Source organism: Rhodococcus sp. 7Tela_A2, assembly GCF_049311045.1.
Lineage (GTDB): Bacteria > Actinomycetota > Actinomycetes > Mycobacteriales > Mycobacteriaceae > Rhodococcus.
In genome coordinates, this window is sequence record NZ_JAXION010000033.1 from 20,879 (window position 1) to 39,503 (window position 18,625).

Annotated in this window: 20 protein-coding genes; 9 read left to right on the forward strand and 11 right to left on the reverse strand. The window is 68.3% G+C overall.

Annotated elements, in window-relative coordinates:
* Nucleotides 1–40 precede the first annotated feature (40 nt).
* The 3 genes from TVH25_RS08740 to TVH25_RS08750 form a co-directional block, all read right to left on the reverse strand.
* On the reverse strand, nt 41–2,326 hold the full coding sequence (locus TVH25_RS08740) for a M28 family peptidase (RefSeq protein WP_422423846.1): 2,286 nt from the start codon (nt 2,324–2,326) through the stop codon (nt 41–43).
* Between the two features lie 133 nt (nt 2,327–2,459).
* A complete protein-coding gene (locus TVH25_RS08745) occupies nt 2,460–3,683 on the reverse strand; it encodes a globin domain-containing protein (protein ID WP_422423847.1) in 1,224 nt (407 codons plus the stop codon).
* Between the two features lie 9 nt (nt 3,684–3,692).
* Nucleotides 3,693–4,151, reverse strand: coding sequence for an RrF2 family transcriptional regulator (locus tag TVH25_RS08750; RefSeq protein WP_296550576.1), 459 nt, complete (start codon nt 4,149–4,151; stop codon nt 3,693–3,695).
* Nucleotides 4,152–4,296: 145 nt separating this feature from the next.
* Here TVH25_RS08750 and TVH25_RS08755 point away from each other — a divergent pair, with 145 nt between their 5' ends.
* The 3 genes from TVH25_RS08755 (at nt 4,297) to TVH25_RS08765 (ending at nt 7,265) form a co-directional block, all read left to right on the forward strand.
* The gene (locus TVH25_RS08755; RefSeq protein ID WP_169621110.1) at nt 4,297–5,223 is read left to right on the forward strand and encodes a universal stress protein; all 927 of its coding nucleotides are present in this window, start codon (nt 4,297–4,299) and stop codon (nt 5,221–5,223) included.
* A 70-nt stretch (nt 5,224–5,293) separates the two neighbouring features.
* Nucleotides 5,294–6,334: an LLM class F420-dependent oxidoreductase gene (locus TVH25_RS08760; protein WP_422423848.1), complete on the forward strand. Its 1,041-nt coding sequence runs from the start codon at nt 5,294–5,296 to the stop codon at nt 6,332–6,334.
* A 28-nt stretch (nt 6,335–6,362) separates the two neighbouring features.
* Nucleotides 6,363–7,265 (forward strand): universal stress protein, encoded by a 903-nt coding sequence (locus tag TVH25_RS08765; protein ID WP_422423849.1) that lies wholly within the window; start codon nt 6,363–6,365, stop codon nt 7,263–7,265.
* Nucleotides 7,266–7,302: 37 nt separating this feature from the next.
* On the opposite strand, the gene TVH25_RS08770 is transcribed toward TVH25_RS08765, so the two are convergent.
* Nucleotides 7,303–7,566 (reverse strand): hypothetical protein, encoded by a 264-nt coding sequence (locus TVH25_RS08770; protein WP_072701578.1) that lies wholly within the window; start codon nt 7,564–7,566, stop codon nt 7,303–7,305.
* A 78-nt stretch (nt 7,567–7,644) separates the two neighbouring features.
* Nucleotides 7,645–8,568, reverse strand: coding sequence for a nitroreductase family protein (locus TVH25_RS08775; protein ID WP_422423851.1), 924 nt, complete (start codon nt 8,566–8,568; stop codon nt 7,645–7,647).
* A gap of 194 nt (nt 8,569–8,762) precedes the next feature.
* Between TVH25_RS08775 and TVH25_RS08780 the strand changes: the two genes are divergently transcribed.
* Nucleotides 8,763–9,410 carry a response regulator gene (locus TVH25_RS08780; protein ID WP_169621105.1) on the forward strand — a complete coding sequence of 216 codons (648 nt, stop codon included), beginning with the start codon at nt 8,763–8,765 and terminating at the stop codon, nt 9,408–9,410.
* Between the two features lie 13 nt (nt 9,411–9,423).
* Here the strand turns inward: TVH25_RS08780 and TVH25_RS08785 are convergent, their stop codons facing one another.
* From TVH25_RS08785 to TVH25_RS08795, 3 genes are read right to left on the reverse strand one after another with little or no spacing between them, the layout of a single operon-like run.
* Entirely contained in the window at nt 9,424–11,079 is a 1,656-nt protein-coding gene (locus TVH25_RS08785) for a GAF domain-containing sensor histidine kinase (protein ID WP_169621104.1), read from the reverse strand.
* The gene (locus TVH25_RS08790; protein WP_296550580.1) at nt 11,076–11,738 is read right to left on the reverse strand and encodes an alpha/beta family hydrolase; all 663 of its coding nucleotides are present in this window, start codon (nt 11,736–11,738) and stop codon (nt 11,076–11,078) included. The genes TVH25_RS08785 and TVH25_RS08790 overlap by 4 nt, the downstream gene beginning before the upstream one ends.
* A 55-nt stretch (nt 11,739–11,793) precedes the next feature.
* Nucleotides 11,794–12,204, reverse strand: coding sequence for a RidA family protein (locus tag TVH25_RS08795; RefSeq protein ID WP_169621103.1), 411 nt, complete (start codon nt 12,202–12,204; stop codon nt 11,794–11,796).
* A gap of 71 nt (nt 12,205–12,275) precedes the next feature.
* Between TVH25_RS08795 and TVH25_RS08800 the strand changes: the two genes are divergently transcribed.
* The gene (locus tag TVH25_RS08800; protein WP_422423853.1) at nt 12,276–12,890 is read left to right on the forward strand and encodes a TetR/AcrR family transcriptional regulator; all 615 of its coding nucleotides are present in this window, start codon (nt 12,276–12,278) and stop codon (nt 12,888–12,890) included.
* Here the strand turns inward: TVH25_RS08800 and TVH25_RS08805 are convergent.
* A complete protein-coding gene (locus tag TVH25_RS08805; RefSeq protein WP_169621101.1) occupies nt 12,883–13,749 on the reverse strand; it encodes an Fpg/Nei family DNA glycosylase in 867 nt (288 codons plus the stop codon). The genes TVH25_RS08800 and TVH25_RS08805 overlap by 8 nt on opposite strands.
* A gap of 81 nt (nt 13,750–13,830) precedes the next feature.
* On the opposite strand from TVH25_RS08805, the gene TVH25_RS08810 reads away from it, so the two are divergent.
* Genes TVH25_RS08810 through TVH25_RS08820 form a run of 3 tightly spaced genes read left to right on the forward strand, consistent with a single transcriptional unit; the run spans nt 13,831 to nt 15,480 of the window.
* Nucleotides 13,831–14,631: a thymidylate synthase gene (locus tag TVH25_RS08810; protein WP_169621100.1), complete on the forward strand. Its 801-nt coding sequence runs from the start codon at nt 13,831–13,833 to the stop codon at nt 14,629–14,631.
* Complete coding sequence (locus tag TVH25_RS08815) at nt 14,631–15,119, forward strand: dihydrofolate reductase (RefSeq protein ID WP_296550582.1); 489 nt, start codon at nt 14,631–14,633, stop codon at nt 15,117–15,119. The genes TVH25_RS08810 and TVH25_RS08815 overlap by 1 nt, the downstream gene beginning before the upstream one ends.
* 34 nt (nt 15,120–15,153) lie before the next feature.
* A complete protein-coding gene (locus TVH25_RS08820; RefSeq protein WP_169621098.1) occupies nt 15,154–15,480 on the forward strand; it encodes a cupin domain-containing protein in 327 nt (108 codons plus the stop codon).
* Here TVH25_RS08820 and TVH25_RS08825 read toward each other — a convergent pair.
* The gene (locus tag TVH25_RS08825; RefSeq protein WP_296550583.1) at nt 15,464–16,999 is read right to left on the reverse strand and encodes a carboxylesterase/lipase family protein; all 1,536 of its coding nucleotides are present in this window, start codon (nt 16,997–16,999) and stop codon (nt 15,464–15,466) included. The two genes, TVH25_RS08820 and TVH25_RS08825, sit on opposite strands and share 17 nt — an antisense overlap.
* A gap of 54 nt (nt 17,000–17,053) precedes the next feature.
* Complete coding sequence (locus TVH25_RS08830) at nt 17,054–17,923, reverse strand: NAD(P)H-binding protein (protein WP_296550584.1); 870 nt, start codon at nt 17,921–17,923, stop codon at nt 17,054–17,056.
* A gap of 90 nt (nt 17,924–18,013) precedes the next feature.
* Here TVH25_RS08830 and TVH25_RS08835 point away from each other — a divergent pair, with 90 nt between their 5' ends.
* Nucleotides 18,014–18,565: a helix-turn-helix transcriptional regulator gene (locus tag TVH25_RS08835; RefSeq protein WP_422423854.1), complete on the forward strand. Its 552-nt coding sequence runs from the start codon at nt 18,014–18,016 to the stop codon at nt 18,563–18,565.
* The last annotated feature ends 60 nt before the right edge of the window (nt 18,566–18,625 follow it).

Consider the following 18,625-nt stretch of genomic DNA (forward strand, 5'->3'; position numbering starts at 1 on the left):
CCGGTAGGCAGACCCCACCGCGCTCAGATCTCCAGGGCACTCAGATCTCCAGTGCGCGCGTGACCACCACACTGGGCTGCACGACCACCCGATCGGTCGGCGGCTCGTAGCCGGGCACCACCGACAGGTCGCCCGAAAGATCGCTCACCCGGACACCGAGCCGATCACTGAGCACACTCAGCGTGAGTGTGACCTCGATGCCGTTCGGGCCCGGCGCCCAGAACATGAATCCGAAGTCCGAAGACGGCTCGGCTCGTTGCCCATCGACCGTCGCGCCGTGGACGGTGGCTGTCGCGCCGTCGACCCACAACCCCACCGCGGGAGCACCTCTGGGCGATGACAAACGGAGCCGCAGCTCCCGGGCGCCACCGGCACTCGTGTCCTCGAGGACCTCCACGTCGGGTGGGACAAGGTCGGCCACGGGTGCCGCACCATGGGACAGCGACTCGTCCGCTCGCCACGGAAACAGTTCCGGAAGCGGGGTCGCGGACGCGGTGAGAAGGGCCTCGCTCCATGCGGACCGCGGTCCGTGCGGCGACGCCCACGTCGCACTGCCGTTGTCGGTGTCGAGCGCGTACCAGAGGTATTCCTGACGTGGATCCGTCGCCCCGTCGCGGTTGACGACGCCGGCCGTCACCGTGCACACCGCGACGAGGAGCAGCGCGCCGAGTGCGGACCACCGGATGCTCGTCTCGCGCAGGATCGGCTCCCAGAGCGGAAGCGTCGCGGCGAACGTGAGGGCGACGAATATGCCGGCGCCCGGTGCGCCCGCGACCAAACCCGCGTCGAACGAGACGAGTATGGCGCGCACCCCGAGCACCGCCCCGGGCAGTGCGCCGAGTGTGAGTACGGCGAGTCGGCGGTTGACGGCGTCGGCGGGTAGCAGCAGCGTGACGAGAACGGCGACCACTGCGGGGAGGACGGGGAGCACGAGCGTCGACGCGGCACCCGGAAAGGGAGTGCCCAGCAGCGCGAGCAGTGCGACGGCAAGGAAGGCACCACAGGTGAGGGCGGGTCCGGGCACGCGCCGGCGGAGAGCCGCGGCGACGACGAACAGCAGGCCCAGTGCCGCAACGACCGCCGCGATCTGGAACGGGCCCGGGCGGTAGGGCTCCTCGGCGACCGGTGCTGCCATCCCCGGCGACACCTGTTGCGCGAGCCACCACGGGAGCCAGGCAAGGGCAGCGGCGAGCGCACCCGTGACGACCGTGAGGGCGCCGGTTGCCAGGATCTGGAGAGGCGTAGCGTCTCTGCGCCGGACACGGACAACCACCAGTACGGCCACCGCCACGAGGAGGAGGACGGCACCGGCGATTTCCACCCACCGCGGATAATGCAGCAGGCCCCACGGCACCAGTGAGACGACCTCGTCTCCGCCGTCGTCCAGCGTCATCAGGTCGGTGTCCGCCAGGATCCGGGCGGTGGACAGGGAGGTATCGCCCATCTGCTGGAGCGACTCCCGGCTCAGCCGGTCCGGGGTGTCGAGCGGGCTGTGGTAGTACGCGGCACCTGCCGCGATCGCCGTGTCGAACCCGGAGAAGCCCGCTTCGGTGAAGTTCCGGAAATCGGTGTCGTTCGGGAGCGCTTCGAACAGCAACTGGGTGAGCGAATCCGCGTCGGCCCACGGCGACCGGGTGAGTGCATCGAGCAGCAGGCCGTTCGGGGACGTCATCCGGAATGTCGTGGCAGTACCGGCATTGCCGCGAGCTTCGTGGTTGAGGACGACGGTGGGGCCGAGTGCGGGCGAACGCGACCGGCTGAACACCTGCGACCCGAGCAGTCCGTTCTCCTCACCGTCGGTGAGCAGCACCATGATGTCGTTGCGCGGCCGAGGTCCGGCACCGAGCGCCCGCGCGGTTTCGAGGGTGGTACCCAGACCGATACCGTCGTCGCCCGCACCGGGGGAGCCCAGCACCGTGTCGTAATGCGCTGCCAGCACGACGGTTCCCGTGGGATCGGAACCGGGAATCATCGCGATGACATTTCCTACCCGGGTGCCGCGCTGTACGGGGGGATCGCCGCCCGTCGTCCATCCGACACCGGACTGAACCGATGTGCGCCAACCGAGTTCCTCGAGCGCGGAGACGAGGTAGTCGCGGGCGGCGGTGTGATCCGGCGTGCCCGGCACGCGGGGTGTCGAGGCGACCTCGTCGATGTGGGCGGCGGCGCGTTCGGCGCTGAAGACGTCGGCCGGAGCGGCGGAGTCCGCCGGTGTGGGGGATGACGGGAGTATCGCGGCGGCCAGGCCGGCGAGCAGGATGCTCACCAGCGCGAGCAGACTCACGCCTCGGGGCAGGCTCGGTGCGTGGTCGACGCCTGTATCCATGGCGCGAGCCTAACTGCGAAACGCGCGGTGCGCGCCGGACCGGACACCGATATTCCGAGTTCGGTGGACAGCCGCACAGCGCACGACGGGGCGAGCCCGCCGTGCGCTATACGTCTGTGGAGGGAAGTGTCCGTCAGGAGGCCGGGCTCCAGCTGTCCGGACCGAACACCTCGTAGTGGATGTTCTCGGCGGGTACGTCGCGCGCGATGAGCGCCTCACGCAGCGAGAGCATGAACGGCAACGGGCCGCACAGGAATGCCCGCGTGGTCGGATCGAGTGGGAGATCGGAAATGTCGGCCCGGCCGACGCGCATGGTCTCCAGCGGTTGCCGTGCGCCGAGGTCCTCGTACCACCGGTACACGTCGGCCGACGGGATCCGTTCGACCAGTGTTTCGAGTTCGCGCCGGTGCGCGTGGCTCGCGGGAGATCGGTCCGCGTGGAGAATCGAGATGCGCCGTGCGTCGCCGGATTCCGCCAGGTGGTCGAGCATGCCGATCATCGGTGTGCACCCGATCCCGGCCGAGGCGAGAAAGATCGGCTTGTCGTCCTCGGGGAGCACCAGATCACCGAACGGAGTCGTGACATCGAGGTCGTCACCTTCGAAGACGTTGTCGAACAGGAAGTTCGAGACCTCACCTGCGGGATGGGTTGTCCCGTCGGCGCCGGTGGCCGGGAGGACGCGCTTGACCGTGATGCGCCAGTCGCCCTTCGACGGAGCGTTGGACAAGCTGTACTGGCGGATCTGGCGCGCGCCGTCGGGAAGCCGAACGCCGACCGAAAGGTACTGTCCCGGGCGGAAAGTGGGCAGAACCGAGCCGTCCTTCGATGCCAGTGTGAAGGACACGGTGTCGGCGGACTGGTGCGTCCTGCCGACGACACGCACGGTGCGCCACACGTCGCCCGTCTCGACGCCTGCGGCGGCATAGAGGTCGGCTTCGAGGGCGATCAGGGTGTTCGCCATCAGCCAGTACAGTTCGTCCCACGCCGCCGCGACCTCGGGAGTGACGGCCTCGCCGAGAACTTCCACGATGGCCTCGAACAGGTGCTTGTGGACGATCCAGTACTCGTCGGGCTTGATTCCCAGCGATGCGTGCTTGTGCGCGATGCGGGAGAGGATCGACTCGACGCGCGCCGGGTCCGGATCGAGCTGAAGGGTCGCGAACGCCGCGATGGAACCGGCGAGCGCCTTCTGCTGCTCACCTTGCTTCTGGTTGCCGCGGTTGAACAGGTCCCGTTCGAGTTCGGGGTGAGCGTCGAACATCTTCCGGTAGAACAACGGCGTGATGTCGCCGATGGCCGCACCGACTGCGGGCAGCGTCGCTGCGATCACGTCTTCGGATCCGGGCGAGAGCGGCATGGGTTCTCCTCATGGGTGGGTGGCAGGCGAGATTCGCGGGGGCACGGGAAAAGGCAGTTCGGCGGTGTTCCCGCGGGTCCCCAGATCTGCGACGGTGAGTGTGTCGAGCGCGGAGTAGAAGGCTTCCCGAGCTGTGCGCAGGGCAACGCGAAGAGTGCAATTGCCGCGGAGGGGACATGGTTTCGGTCCGTCGCAGTCCACGACCTCGCCTTCACCCTCGAGCTGGCGCGTGAGCCACCCGATCGTGGCGGTTCGGCCGAGTTCGGTGATGGCCAGACCACCTCCGCGCCCGCGCCGGGTGATGACGACGCCGAGCTCCCCGAGTCGCGCAACGACCTTGACGGTGTGTGCGTACGACAGTCCGAGTTGTTCGGCGACCGTAGCGGTGTTCGGCAGGTCTGCCGCCGGGGCGGCGGCCAGATGCGTGACAACTCGCAGTCCGAGATCGGTGAACCGAGTGAGTTGCATGCCCAGGACGATATAAATAGGTATCCGAAATGACAATTAAATTGTGATGTGCATCGCCGCTGGAATCCGTTGTCCTGACTAATTTCTCGAATCGGTGGGACCAAAGTCCCCGACGGTGACCTGCGATTGCGGCTACCCTCGATTTGTGACGACTCCGAGCGCAGAACCCCACGACCGCCGTCGGGTGACGGTGGGTGTCGACGGTTCCCCTCCGTCCGAACGCGCTGTTCGATGGGCGGCGGCGACTGCGGCGGGGCGCGGCCTCACGCTCCATCTCGTCCACGCAGTCGATTTCGCCCCGGCGTCGTTGCTCACGCCGACGCCCTCGGCGGAGCTTCCGTTCTTCCGGCCCTCCCAGGTGTTCGAATGGGCCGAGGAGGACGCCACCGCTCTGCTGTCGGACGCCGAGGAGATCGCTCGTGCCACCGAGCCCGACGTCCGGGTCACGACCGAGATCGCACTGACGGGTAGCGCGAAATGGCTGGTAGAGCTGTCGCGCCGGTCTGCGATGGTCGTGCTCGGCGCGACCGGCAGTACCCGGCTCGGTGAGTTGCTCCTGGGATCGACGCCCGTCGCGGTCGTCGGTCACGCGGCATGTCCGGTCGTCGTCGCACGCGGCGCCGCACCACCCGTTCCGGACAACCGGCCGGTCGTGGTCGGGCTCGACGGCAGCGCACTGAGCGAAGTGGCCGTCGAAGCGGCTTTCGAGGAGGCGTCGTGGCGCCGGGTCGATCTGGTCGCGGTGCACGTCTGGAGCGACATGCGGCCGGGTGAGATCGCAGCGTCGCCGCACTGGTTCGATCCGGTGGCGTTCGAGGAGAGCGAGCACGCCCTCGTGTCCGAATGTCTCGCCGGTTTCGGCGACCGGTTCCCGGACGTCACGGTGCACCGCAAGATCTACGTCGACGGTCCGCGGGTTCACCTGACGGCCTGGAGTGAGAAGGCGCAGCTCGTGGTGGTCGGTAGCCGTGGTCGTGGAGGATTCGCCGGCCTCCTGATGGGCTCGACGAGCAACACGCTCCTGCGGGAGGCGGCCTGCCCCGTGATGGTCGTGCGACCCGGAGCATCGTGACGGCGGTAGTGTGCGTTGCACTATCGACGACCACGTCCGCGCGGGTGCGCGGCAGGAGTGAGGGTGGCGCATGCGCATCGGAATGGGACTGAACTACAGCGGTGGATTCGCCGAGACCGCCGCCGAGGTCGCTGACCTCGAACAGGCCGGACTCGACATCGTGTTCGTACCCGAGGCCTATTCGTTCGATGCGGTGAGCCAGATCGGTTACCTGGCGGCCAAGACCAGCCGTGTCGAACTCGCGTCCGGCATCCTGCAGTTGTTCACCCGTACCCCCACGCTCACGGCGATGACGGCGGCGGGCCTCGACTACGTCTCCGACGGCCGGTTCGTGCTCGGGATCGGCGCGTCGGGTCCGCAGGTGATGGAGGGCTTCCACGGCGTCCCCTACAACGCGCCGCTCGGCCGCACCCGCGAGATCGTCGACATCTGCCGCCAGGTGTGGCGCCGCGAGAAGGTCGAGCACCAGGGCAAGTACTACCAGATTCCGCTGCCCGCGGATCAGGGCACCGGTCTCGGTAAGCCGCTCAAGCTCATCAACGAGCCTGTGCGCGAACGGATTCCGATCATCATCGCGTCGCTCGGACCCAAGAACGTCGAGATGACGGCGGAGATCGCAGAGGGCTGGCAGCCGCTCTTCTACTTCCCGGAGAAAGCCGCGGGAGTGTGGGGAGACTCCATCGCCAAGGGCAAGGCCAAGCGCGACCCGGCCCTCGGAGATCTGCAGATCTACGCCCAGGTTCCGCTCGCCATCGGCGACGACGTGGAGCACATGCTCGACTGGGTCCGGCCGATGGTCGCTCTCTACGTCGGCGGCATGGGCGCCAAGGGCAAGAATTTCTACAACGACCTCGCGGTCCGCTACGGGTACGAGAAGGAAGCGGAGAACATCCAGGATCTGTACCTGTCCGGCAAGAAGGAAGAAGCCGCGGCCGCGGTACCCGTCGAACTGATCCGCGCGGTGTCGCTGATCGGGTCGGAGGGCTTCGTGCGCGAACGGGTGGCCGCATTCGCCAAGTCGGGCGTCACGACCCTCAACGTCACACCGTTCGCGCCCGACACCGCCGGTCGCGTGCGATTGATCGAACAGCTGCGGCACATCTGCGGCTGACACAACCCGAGAAAGGTTCCCGCCACCGATGAGCGAACCCAAGCCGATCGTCGTCGCCGTCGACGGATCCGAGGCATCCACCCACGCGATGATCTGGGCGGCACGATCCGCGGCGGCGCGCGCGCTGCCGTTGCACATCGTCACCGTCGTCCACATCCCCGCGTTCTACTACTCGGAGCCGTACCTCGCGCAGAGCTTCCACGAGGAGATGAAGGCGACGGCGCGCGATCGGCTCGACAGCGCCGCCATGATGGCCCGGCAGATCGTCGACGACTCCGGACGGGTCGAGGTCACCACCGAGCAACTCGAGGGCAAGGTGGCGTCCACCCTGGTCGCGGTGTCGGCGAAGGCCGATCGCCTCGTGGTGGGCTCCCGCGGACTCGGGGAGGTCAAGGGGCTGCTCGCAGGTTCGGTGTCCACCGCGGTGGCGTCCCATGCCGTGGCCCCGGTGGTCGTGGTCCGCGGCCGCACCCTCGACGGCGCCCCGCCGGCCGAAGGTCCCGTCGTGGTGGGCGTCGACGGATCGGAGTCGTGCCGGGCCGCAGTCGAGGCGGCGTTCGCCGAAGCTTCCTCACGTGGCGCGACCCTCGTGGCCGTCAACGTGTGGAGCGATGTGAGCGTGCAGCCGTCGCTCGGCGCGGTGCCCGAAGACCCGCACTGGAGTCGCATCCAGACCGGCGAGGAAATCGTCCTGGCGGAACGGCTCGCGGGATATCGGGAACGCTATCCGGACGTCGTGGTGGAACGGGTCGTCGCACGCGACCGGCCGGTGCGTGTGCTCAGCGAGTACGCCGAACAGGCACAGTTGCTCGTGGTGGGAACTCGTGGCCGGGGCGGCTTCAAGGGGCTGCTGCTCGGTTCCACGAGCAACGCGCTGATCCAGACCGCGGACTGCCCGGTCATGGTCGTCCGGTCCGAAGTCGAGGACTGAGCGCGCGGCGCAGAACAGCTATTACGCGAGCAGGGTGTCAGCCGAATTCGTCGACGCCCTGCTCGCGTAGTTCGTTCCAGGCGTCGGCGGGATGGACGCCGCGGGCGATGGCGCCGTTCTCGATGAGGACGCCGAGCATCTGAGACATGAGGAACGCGACGTCGTCGAACCTGCCACAGCTGTACCGGGACGCGAGCCAGCCGGAGACGTTCCCCGCCTTCGCTGCCTGTGCCATGTCCAGCGCCGCGTGGAAAAGTTCCGTCGTGGGGGCCTGAACCGGGTCGCCCGTGGGTGCGCTCACTGCCTCCTCCTGTCTGCGTCGTGGTGCCGGAAGGAATCACGGTCTAATGGATTGCACTGTAATCGCCTGTCGCACACATCAAAAGCCGATCCGCATGATGAGCTGGGGTGGCGCCGGCAGATCGAGTAGTTCGGCGAGCCGGGACGCCGAGTCCCCGATACGCAGCGGATGCGTGAGCACCGATGCCGACAGTCGCGCGTCGACCGCTGCGAGCCACGCCCGCTGGGCCGCCATTCCCACACGCACCAGGTCTTCCGGTTCGGAGGAGTCGGGCACGAACAGCAGAACGGTTTCTCGCGCGATGGAATCGGAGAGCGCAGCCGGGTCGGGGACGCCCGTGGTGATCAGTGCTGCGCCCGCAGCACCTCGCTCATCGAGACCGGTGTTCCACGTCGTGACCACCTCGGCGTTCCCATCGGGTTGCCAGTGCGAGGTCCACGAGAACATCTCGCGCTGGTAGTGCTGGTGCCGGCGCTTGGCTTCGGCCGCATAGGTGAGGGTGCCGGCCAGGGCGCTCGCCTCGTCGGGGGCCAGCAGCATGACGTGGATTCCGGGCACTTCGGCAGCCGCGGAGATCACGTCGGCGATGGTCTCGGCAGGTACCGGGACGCCGGCGAAGGATTCGCGGTGGCTGCGCCGGTGGGATATTGCGGCGTAGAGGCGAAGGTCCCAGTTCGACGGTGCGGTCGCCTCGACCGCGTCGACCCGTGCGACCAGCGCAGAGCGCTCGGGATCGGGGAACAGAGCGGTCCGGGTCCGGTAACCCAGCACGCGCACGGCCAGTTCCAGGTTCGCGACGGCTGTGCCGCACGAGATCGTCCGGTCGGGGCGGAGCGGATCGCCGCCGGGCTCGGCGAATTCGGTGCGTTCCTCGAGTTCGGCCGACTGTCCGGGGAGGTACAGGTTCCACGGCTGGGTGTCGTGAACACTCGGGGCCGCGACCACGGCCCGTGCGATGATGTCCGTGCCCCCGGCGTTCCAGGTTTCGAAATCGACTGACACGGTCGCCTCCTCGCTCAGGGTCACCGTTTCCGGACGCGGTGTAGGCACACACGCCCGCATAGGTAGCGTTGCTCACGAGACACCTGTCGCGCGTGGGGCGAAGGTCCCGGACCTGCCGTCGAACGGCCCGGAGCCGGGTCACGAGGGTGACGGCTGGGACAATGGGGACCGATGCCCAACGAAAGGTGCGTGACATGCCCCGCGTATTCCTCGTCGACGACCACGAGATCGTCAGACGCGGCCTCGTCGACCTGCTGAGCAGCGTCGCCGACTTCACCGTGGTCGGAGAGGCCGCATCGGTGGGGGAGGCGCTCGCCCGGGTACCCGGCAGCGACGCCGACGTCGTGGTGCTCGACGTGCGACTCCCCGACGGGAACGGGGTGGAATTGTGCCGTGAACTGCGCAACCGCATGCCAGAACTCCGGGCGCTGATGCTCACGTCGTACGCCGACGACGAAGCGCTCTTCGACGCCATCATGGCGGGCGCGTCCGGATTCGTGCTCAAGCAGATCCTCGGCACCGACCTGGTCTCCGCGATCCGCACGGTGGGAGAGGGCGGTTCGCTGCTCGACAGCCGTGCGACCGCGGCCTTGATGGAACGGATCCGGGCCTCGCGCAACGCAGACCCGCTCGCCGAACTGTCCGAGCAGGAGCGCGCGGTCTTCGAGCTGATCGGTGAGGGCATGACCAACCGGGAGATCGCCGAGCGGCTGTTCCTCGCAGAGAAGACCGTCAAGAACTACGTCTCGCGGCTGCTGTCGAAGCTCGGAATGCAGCGACGCACCCAGGCCGCTGTGCTCGCCACCGAGCTCCGCAAGGAACGCGGGCACGACAACACCTGACGGGGTCCGGCGATCAGAGCGGGGCGCACCAGACCAGCCGCGTGCCCCTGCTCTCGTTGGATTCGACGCGGAACGACCCGCCGCACTGCTCGGCGCGTCGTTCCAGATTGATCAGACCGCTGCGCCGAACGGTGGCGGGCAACCCGGTTCCGTCGTCGACGATCTCGATCCGGAAGTCCTCGAGGGCCGAGACCGAGACGGAGATGTTCTCGGACTGGGAGTGCCGGAGTGCGTTGCTCAGCCCTTCCCGCAACACCGCTTCCGCTTGTGGATGGATGCGGGCGGGCACGAGGGTGTCGATCGGGCCCCGGAACTGGATGTTCGGCGACACGGCCGAGTGGACGCTCAGATCCCCGACCACGTCGAGCAGTCGCCGCCGCAGGCTCGTCGACGCTGCGGCGCCGGTGGTGTGCAGGTCGAAGATGGTCGTGCGGATCTCGCGGACGGTCCGGTCGAGTTGTTCGACCGCGTGCTGCACCACCTCCGCCATCCGGTCGTTGCCGACGCCCGAGGCCATGGTGCTCTGCAAGCTCATCCCGGTCGCGAACAACCGCTGAATCACGTTGTCGTGCAAGTCCTGTGCGATGCGGTCGCGGTCGGCGAGCACATCGAGCAGTCGCTGCTTGCGTTGTTGCTCTGCGAACTCGAGGGCGACGGCCGCGAGGTTCGCCATCGATTCGAGGCGGAGGACGTCTTCGTCGCCCCACGGTTCGCTCCCCGCTGCCCGTGTCGCGACGAGCGCACCGGTGATCGCGGAGGTGGCGGAGAGTGGGAGTACCACCGCGTGCCCCGGTCCGCTCGAATCCGCCGACGGGAGAAGCCATGTCGTACGCGTGTGTACCGGCTTCCGGGTTCTGAGGGCGCGCATGATCGGTGACCCGGTGAGGTCGACGCGCGTCGAAGTCAAGGAGGGCTCCGCGGGGGCCGCCGCCCGGACCGAGCCCTGTACGCCGTCGGCGAGGACGACGTACACCTCGGAACACACGGCGAGTTCCCGAACCTGGCCGACGAGCAGCGAGAGGGTGTCGTCGACCGAGCCGCCGACGAGCAACCGGGCGTTGATCGAGGCCATTGCGGTGAGCCACCGCTCGCGGGTGAGGGAACCCTCGAACAGCCATGCGTTCTCGACGGCCATGCCGGCCGAGGTCGCCAGGACTTTCAGGAGGATCTCGTCTTCCTCGGTGAACTCGGGTGCGCCGATTTTCTCGGTGAGATAGATGCTGCCGAACACCTTGCCGCGCACCATGATCGGAGTCCCGAGGAAACTTCCCATCGGGGGATGGTTGGCAGGGAAGCCGATCGAGCCGGGGTGCTGGGACAGGTCGGCGAGACGCACCGGCCGGGGGTCGTTGACGAGCAGGCCGAGAAGGCCGCGACCCTCGGGGAGGTGTCCCATGACCTCCCGCTGCGTGGGGTCGATGCCCACGTAGACGAATTCCGAGAGTCCGCCGTCCGAGGCACGCACACCGAGAGCGCCGTACCGGGCGCCGAGCAGCGACGTCGCTGCCGAGACGATGCGCTGCAGCATCGAATCGAGTTCGAGGCCGGACCCTACGACGAGCACGGCCTCGAGCAGTCCACGAAGCGTCGCGGGGGTGACCGTCTCGTCCAGGCGCTCGCGCATTTCGGACAGCAAGGTGTCGATGACACCGTCGGTGAGCTCGCTCATCGGGCCTGGCCGTCCACAAGTGCCAGGACCGCGCGGACCGCGATCTCGGACGGGTCTGCTTTCGCGCGACCCAGGTCGTGTGCGGCGCCCTCCACCGGGACCAGCGTCGTCGGGGCCGGCACGAGCGCGAGGGCGTGCCGCAGTTCGTCGAGCGTGCCGAAGGGGTCCCGGTCTCCGTGCACGAACACCGACGGCGCGGTGAGGGCAGGCAGATGTTCGGTCCGCGGCTTGTCGGGCTGGCCCGGCGGGTGCAGCGGGTACGACATCAGCAACAGTCCGTCCGCGATCCCGGGTCGTTCGGCGGCGAGCATGGTCACCTGGCGCCCGCCGTACGACACTCCGCCGAGAATGAGCGGCCCGTCGGAATATTCCCTGGTGGCGGCTGCGACCGCGGCGACCCCCTCGCGGTCCTCGCCGGCACGCGACGGCTGCGGCGGCCCTTTGGGGCGGCGCCGGCGGAACGGGAGGTCGTACCGCAGCGCCACGAAACCGTGCGCGGCGAAACGGGTGCACATGAGCTGGAGGATCTTCGCGTTGCAATTGCCTCCGGCTCCGTGTGTGAGCGCGACGACGCCGCGCGGGGAGCCCGAAGCGGAGTGCAGATAGCCGGACAGGGCCTCGGTGTCCACGTGTTCGGCGTCTTCGGGTGCGGGCGTCACACCGATACGGTAACCGCATGCTCCGAGGTGGCCCTCGGAGATGCGGCCCGGGGCGTCAGTCGACGACCGCGGTGGCCTCGACTTCGAGAAGAAGTCCCTCACCCGCGAGGGCGGCCACTCCGATGCCGGTGAAGGGCGGGAGCGGCTTGTCGATCCCGAGGCGCGCGGCGGCGCGGGCCACGCCCTCGACGAACGGTTCCATCTTGTCGGGCGACCAGTCGACGACGTAGACGGTCAATTTCGCGACATCGTCGAATGTCGCGCCGGCCTCGGCCAGGGCGGTGGCGACGTTGAGATAGCACTGCTCGGCTTGGGCCGCGATATCGCCCGCGCCCACCAGGGTGCCCTGCGCATCGACCGAGACCTGACCGGCCGTGAACACGAGCTTCGAGCCGGTCGCGACCGACACCTGGCGGTAGAGATCGACCTCGGGCAACGCTTCGGGGTTCATCAAGGTGACGGGCACCGGTACTCCTCTGGGTTGATCGGACTGGCAGGCGCTTAATATAGCAACGCAATGTTATGTATTGTTCAGGCATGGTGAGGTCCAAAGATCCGGCGGTGCGCGCACTGCTTCTCGAACGGGCGGCCCACATGCTCCGTACCCGTGAACCGATCACTTTGCGTGCACTCGTGGCGGGCACCGGCGTCTCCACGATGGCCGTCTACACCTACTTCGGCGGCATGGACGGGTTGTGGATGGCCCTCCGGCAGGAGGGCTTCACCAGGCTGGAAGCCAGGTTTGCGACCGTGGCGCTCACGGACGATCCGGTCCGGGACCTGACCGCACTCGTCGCGGCGTATCTCGGGAACGCACTCGAGCAGCCGGACCTGTACCGGGTGATGTTCGACGCGAGCGTCGACCTCGAAGACCTCTCGGCTGCCGATGCCACCCTCGAATATCTGGTGCGGGCGGTGCGCCGGGCCCAGGGCGAAGGCCGCTTCACCGGAATCGAGCCCCTGGACCTGGCGATCCAGAGTTGGGCGATCGGCCACGGGTTGGTGTCGCTCGTCGCGAACGGGCCGTTGCCCGAGGACACGCTCGAACACTGTGTACCGATGCTCACGGCGCTGTTCGTCGGAGCAGGCGACGACATCACGCGGTGCCGCGCGTCGGTGGCACACGGATGGAGTCGGCCTACGGCTACTTGAGCAGCCTGGACAGCCGGCGGTCGGCGAGCACCTTCCCGCCCGTCTGGCACGTCGGGCAGTACTGGAAGGAACGTTCCGCGTAGGAGACTTCGCGGACGGTGTCTCCGCACACCGGGCACGGTTGACCGGTGCGGGCGTGCACCCGCATGCCGGAGCGCTTCTCGCCCTTGAGCCGGGCTGCGTCCTGCCCGACGGATCGCGCGACGGCGTCCTCGAGCACGGAGCGCATCGCGCCGTACAGTGCCGAGACCGAGGCGTCGTCGAGCCGTCCGGCCGTGGCGAACGGTGACAGTCGCGCCACGTGGAGGATCTCGTCCGAGTAGGCATTCCCGATTCCTGCGAGCACGGACTGATCGGTGAGGAACGTCTTCAGCCGGGAGGTACTCCCGGCGACCAGTGCGGCGAACTCGTCGGCGGTGAGCTCGAGGGCGTCCGGTCCGAGGCGCGCGACACCGGGGATCTTCTTCGGGTCGTCGACGACCCAGACCGCGAGCCGCTTCTTGGTGCCCGCTTCCGTGAGATCGAACGCCGGCGTCGTCGCGTCGGGCGCGAACAGGTGGACCCGCAGAGCCAGCGGTCCCTTCCCCAGCTTCGGCGGAGACTGCGACGGTTCGTCGAGCCACCGCAGCCACCCCGCGCGGGAGAGGTGTGTGACCATCTGCAGGTCCGAACACTCGATGGCGAGGAACTTGCCGTACCGGGCGGCGCCCGTGATGTCCCGCCCCTGCAATGCGGTGATCGGCGGATCTGCCGTCTGCAGCACGCTCAACGCGGCCACGTCGATCCGGCCCACCACGGATCCGACAGCATGCTCACGCAGGAATACGGCGAGTGCTTCCACCTCGGGCAGCTCGGGCATGGCTCCCAGGCTACGACTCGGGCGCGATCACCGGGGCTCGGCGGACGAACCGGTGTCGGGACGACGCCGTAGACTGCCCTCGTGACTGTGCCGACCCCCTACGAAGATCTCTTGCGACTCGTCCTCGAGACCGGTGCCGAGAAGAACGACCGTACCGGGACGGGCACGCGGAGCCTGTTCGGTCACCAGATGCGCTTCGATCTCTCCGAGGGCTTTCCGCTCGTCACCACCAAGAAGGTGCATCTGAAGTCCATCGTCTACGAGTTGCTGTGGTTCCTGCGCGGCGACTCGAACGTCCAGTGGCTCCGCGACCACGGCGTGACGATCTGGGACGAGTGGGCGCAGCCGGACGGCGATCTCGGTCCCGTCTACGGGGTCCAGTGGCGTTCGTGGCCGACTCCCGACGGACGGCACATCGACCAGATCTCGCAGGTGCTCGAGACGCTGCGCAGCAATCCCGACTCGCGCCGGATGATCGTCTCCGCGTGGAACGTCGCCGACCTGGACAAGATGGCGCTGATGCCGTGCCACGCGTTCTTCCAGTTCTACGTCGCCGACGGCAAGCTCAGCTGCCAGCTGTACCAGCGCAGCGCCGACCTCTTCCTCGGGGTGCCGTTCAACATCGCCAGCTACGCGCTGCTCACCCACATGGTGGCGCAGCAGGTCGGGCTCGAGCCCGGCGAGTTCATCTGGACCGGCGGCGACTGCCACATCTACTCCAATCACATCGAGCAGGTCACCGAGCAACTCACGCGCGCGCCGTACCCGTACCCGACCTTGCAGTTGCAGCGCCGGGACTCGCTCTTCGACTACACCTTCGACGACGTGAAGATCGTCGGCTACCGGCACCATCCGGCGATCAAGGCGCCCGTGGCCGTCTGATGGGTGAGATCAGCCTGATCTGGGCACAGGCCCGCAACGGCGTCATCGGCCGCGACAACAAGATTCCCTGGCACATCCCGGAAGACCTGGCGTTCTTCAAGGACGCCACGATGGGCAAGCCGGTGGTCATGGGGCGTCTCACGTGGGATTCGCTGCCGCCGAAGTTCCGGCCGCTCCCGGGCCGCCGCAACGTGGTCGTCACCCGCGACCCGGAATGGTCGGCCGACGGTGCTCACGCCGCATCCGGTCTCGACGAGGCGTTCCGGCTCGCGGGCGACGGCGATGTCGTGGTCATCGGTGGCGGCCAGATCTACGCGCAGGCGATGCCGCGAGCGACCCGTCTGCTGGTCACCGAGGTGGACCTCGACATCGACGGGGACGCGACGGCTCCGGAGATCGGGCCCGAATGGTCGGCGACCGAGACCGGAGAGTGGCGGTCGTCGGCGAAGGGGATCAGGTTTCGCTGGGTCCGGTATTCGCGAAGCTGAGTGTCGTGTCGGTGAGTACGCCATACTGCGCTACATGGACAAGCTCTCCCTGACCGCGCTGGCCCGGCAGCAGCTGAAACTGGCGGCGACGTCGAGCAGTGGCCGTAGTTCGCAGACGGTTTTCGGCGGGCACGCCAAGCATCTGCGGCAGACCATGGTGGCGCTGCTGGCCGGGCACGAACTCGGTGAGCACGACAGTCCCGGCGAGGCGACCCTGCAGATCCTTCAGGGGCAACTCCAGCTGGTCGCAGGCGACGACCTGTGGAAAGGGTCGGCGGGGGATCTGATCGTCATTCCGCCGGCGCGGCACAGCGTCCGGGCGATCGAGGACGTCGCGTTTCTCCTCACGGTCGTGAAGTAGCAGGCGCGTCGCTCGTGTAGCCGCGATAGCCCTCCCACGCGATCCGCCGCTCTCGGCGCGGATCGTCCTCCACTCGCTGGGGAACATCGAAAATCATGGTCGCGCGGTCTATTTCGTCATAAGCGGGCCACGAAGGCAGTGGTTCGCCGTGCCTCGCGAAATGTGTCCACTGCCGCTGTACCGATGCCGCGACGGTGCGCAGCCCGCGCCGTCCGCCCGCGGTGGTGAGGATCCGGCCGATCGGCTCGTCGGCCTGATCGAACACTGCCAGCAGATCGACCGCGTGCGTCGCGTCGAACCCGGTCCACTTGAGGAGACGCGGCGCGTAGTCGAACCGGTACATGTACGTCGGTGCGAAGCGTGCGTGCGCCTGTGCGATCTGGAGTGCGGGATACCAGAACGTGAAGTCGCCGCCGAGATCGATGGCGGCCTTCTCGTCCGGATATCCGGGGTACGCCGCGGTCACCCGGCTCTTCGCGTCCGGGTCGGTCGCAGCGAACATGCGGTCGATGCGGTCGGGACTGGTAGGCAGGCCGTCGAGGAACTTCGGGAACAGAGCGCCTTCCCGGTCGTTGGTGCCGATGACGAGGGGGACCGGATGAGCCGCTCCGGTCTCGAACGCATCGAGCGGAGCGATCGGGACGACATCGCCGTCGACAACCGGCCCGAACGGGTGGAGGCCGGGAGTGTCCCTCAGAGTGTGGGCGCCCAGACGCGCACCCGCGCGTCCCAGGTCCGCGGGAGAACCGCCGGTGAGTGCCGCGACAGCCGATTCCGAGTCGGCGCCGAGCAGTTCGAGGAACACGCGACTCCACCGGGCGGAGTTGTCGGCGGTGTTCACCAGGTTCGGGGCGGGACTCTGCGCGATCGCCCCGGAGAACAGCCCGCGCGCCGCGGGCGTCGCGAGCAGCGTCGTGACCGAGGTACCCCCGGCCGATTCACCGAAGATCGTCACGTTGCCCGGATCGCCGCCGAAAGCAGCGATATTGCGCTGCACCCACTCGAGGGCCGCGACCTGGTCCCGGAGACCCAGATTGGAGTCGAATTGTGTGGTGCCGTCGGAGAACTCGCGGAAATCGAGATATCCGAGCGCGCCGAGCCGGTAGTTGACCGACACGTACACCACATCGCCGCGCCGTACGAGCGACTCACCCCCGTACAGGGAGAGGGCAGTGGTGCCGAGAGTGAATGCGCCGCCGTGGATGAACACCATCACCGGCCGCGGACTGTGCACCCGGCCCGCGGGCGCAAGGACGTTGAGCGTGAGACAGTCCTCGGCGGGGCGCACCCGGACGCCGCGGCGTCCCGTGGCGACTCCTCGCGGGTGCTGGGATGCCGCATTGCCGAACTGCGTGGCGTCCCGCTCGCCCGTCCAGGGTTCGACGGGCTGGGGAGCGCGCAGGCGCAGCGCGCCCACGGGTGGTGCCGCGTAGGGAATGCCGCGCCACGTGAGCAGGTCGCCGGTTCGGACACCGCGAACAGCGCCGTCCGCATATGTGACGAGGGTCTCGGACGTCATTCTTGGCACTGTACGGGACGAGTCACCACGATCGGCGAGTCCCGCGCAGGGGCGTCACAGTTGCGGGCGCAGCACGTCGTACGCCCACGCCGCCAGGGTCGTCGGCGTCGTGGACCGTATCGAGCGTGATTGTTCCGGAACGAATCCGTCGCGGAGGCCGGTGGACATGCCCGTCATCGCGTCGACCTGCGCGTCGGACAGGCCGGCGGCCTGTAACCCCCGGCGCATCTCGTCGTCGGCGATCTGTTCGGCGCGCAGCGGCAGGTCCGTCGCAGCGGAGACGATCTCCGCGACCTGTGTCCACGTGAGATCGGACGGCCCGTGGACGGCCTGCACGTGACGGCCGCTCCACTCGGTCGAGAGCAGTCGTGTGGCCGCGACCTCGGCGATGTCGCGGGGCGCGACCCACGGCATCGGATGGTCGACCGGCACGATCACCTGCACGGTGCCGGAGGCGATCATGTCGAGTTGGTACTCCAGGTTGCTGAAGAAGTACCCGCACCGCAGGTGCGTGACGTCGGCATCCGTGTCGTCCAGTGCGAGTTCGGTGGCGGCCAGGCCGTCGATTTCGCCTGCGCCGCGGCGCTTCTCGGCCCCGACGCTGCTCTGGAAGACCACCCGCCCGATGCCGTTTTTCGTGACCGCCCGGGCGATACTCGTGGCTGCGCGGCGGTACTCGGCGAGAGGGTCGTCGCCGGAAGGTGGCGGGTCCACCCAGTAGATCGTGTCGACCCCGGCGGTTGCCTCGACGACCGCATCCGAATCGAACTGGTCGACTGCGACGGTGTCGACCTCCGCACGCAGCCGAGCAGGCAGCTTCTCGGGACGGCGCGCCAGGACCAGGGGGCGCACCCCGGCACGGACCAGGATGGGAACGAGATGGCGGCCGACGTGTCCGGTGGGAGTAGTGACGGCGATACGCATGTATGGATCTCCTCTCGTCGAGTGCTCCGGCGTCACCGTATCGAGAGATACGGCCCGATCCTGTCCGCCATTTCGGTCACCATGGATTTCATGACGAGCGACCCGACGACACGCGCGCTCGAACTCCTGTCGGTTCTCCAGCGGGGAGGGGAGTGGACGGCAGCCGTGCTCGCCGCGCGCCTGGGGGTCAGCACACGTACGGTCCGCCGCGATGTCGAGCGGCTGCGCCGTCTGGGGTATCGGGTGGACAGCCGGCCCGGCCCGTCGAGTGCGTACCGGCTCAGGGCGGGCCGGTCCGTCCCGCCGCTGCTCTTCACCGCCGACGAGGTCGCGATCCTGGTCGCCGGAGTGCGGCTGATCGCGCCTCGCCTCGCGAGCGCGGAGAGTGCGGGCGGCGCGGACAGGGCGGACGATGCGGACAGTGCACTGGCGAAACTCGAGAACGTACTCTCGCCGGCGCTGCGGCAACGTTCCCACGCGATGGACCTCGCCACCGAGGTGCTCGACGACGCGCACGGCGTCAGCGTGCAGGTGGTCGGGGCGCTGGCCGATGCGGTCGCGGGGGGCCGGGCGGGGGCCGGGGGGGGCCCCCCCCCCCCCCCCGGCCCCGGGACGCCGTTTTCGTCGGTCACCAGGTCGTAGGACGCGCTGAATGCGGGGTGGTCGTCGCACGCGCCACCCACGATGCGACCGGACGCTTTG

What these genes read in the sequence shown, in the direction of transcription:
- TVH25_RS08740 (WP_422423846.1), bottom strand. Translation starts at nt 2,326, where the DNA reads ATGGATACAGGCGTCGACCACGCACCGAGCCTGCCCCGAGGCGTGAGT.
- TVH25_RS08745 (WP_422423847.1), bottom strand. Translation starts at nt 3,683, where the DNA reads ATGCCGCTCTCGCCCGGATCCGAAGACGTGATCGCAGCGACGCTGCCC.
- TVH25_RS08750 (WP_296550576.1), bottom strand. Translation starts at nt 4,151, where the DNA reads ATGCAACTCACTCGGTTCACCGATCTCGGACTGCGAGTTGTCACGCAT.
- TVH25_RS08760 (WP_422423848.1), top strand. Translation starts at nt 5,294, where the DNA reads ATGCGCATCGGAATGGGACTGAACTACAGCGGTGGATTCGCCGAGACC.
- TVH25_RS08765 (WP_422423849.1), top strand. Translation starts at nt 6,363, where the DNA reads ATGAGCGAACCCAAGCCGATCGTCGTCGCCGTCGACGGATCCGAGGCA.
- TVH25_RS08780 (WP_169621105.1), top strand. Translation starts at nt 8,763, where the DNA reads ATGCCCCGCGTATTCCTCGTCGACGACCACGAGATCGTCAGACGCGGC.
- TVH25_RS08785 (WP_169621104.1), bottom strand. Translation starts at nt 11,079, where the DNA reads ATGAGCGAGCTCACCGACGGTGTCATCGACACCTTGCTGTCCGAAATG.
- TVH25_RS08800 (WP_422423853.1), top strand. Translation starts at nt 12,276, where the DNA reads ATGGTGAGGTCCAAAGATCCGGCGGTGCGCGCACTGCTTCTCGAACGG.
- TVH25_RS08805 (WP_169621101.1), bottom strand. Translation starts at nt 13,749, where the DNA reads ATGCCCGAGCTGCCCGAGGTGGAAGCACTCGCCGTATTCCTGCGTGAG.
- TVH25_RS08815 (WP_296550582.1), top strand. Translation starts at nt 14,631, where the DNA reads ATGGGTGAGATCAGCCTGATCTGGGCACAGGCCCGCAACGGCGTCATC.
- TVH25_RS08820 (WP_169621098.1), top strand. Translation starts at nt 15,154, where the DNA reads ATGGACAAGCTCTCCCTGACCGCGCTGGCCCGGCAGCAGCTGAAACTG.
- TVH25_RS08825 (WP_296550583.1), bottom strand. Translation starts at nt 16,999, where the DNA reads ATGACGTCCGAGACCCTCGTCACATATGCGGACGGCGCTGTTCGCGGT.
- TVH25_RS08830 (WP_296550584.1), bottom strand. Translation starts at nt 17,923, where the DNA reads ATGCGTATCGCCGTCACTACTCCCACCGGACACGTCGGCCGCCATCTC.
- TVH25_RS08835 (WP_422423854.1), top strand. Translation starts at nt 18,014, where the DNA reads ATGACGAGCGACCCGACGACACGCGCGCTCGAACTCCTGTCGGTTCTC.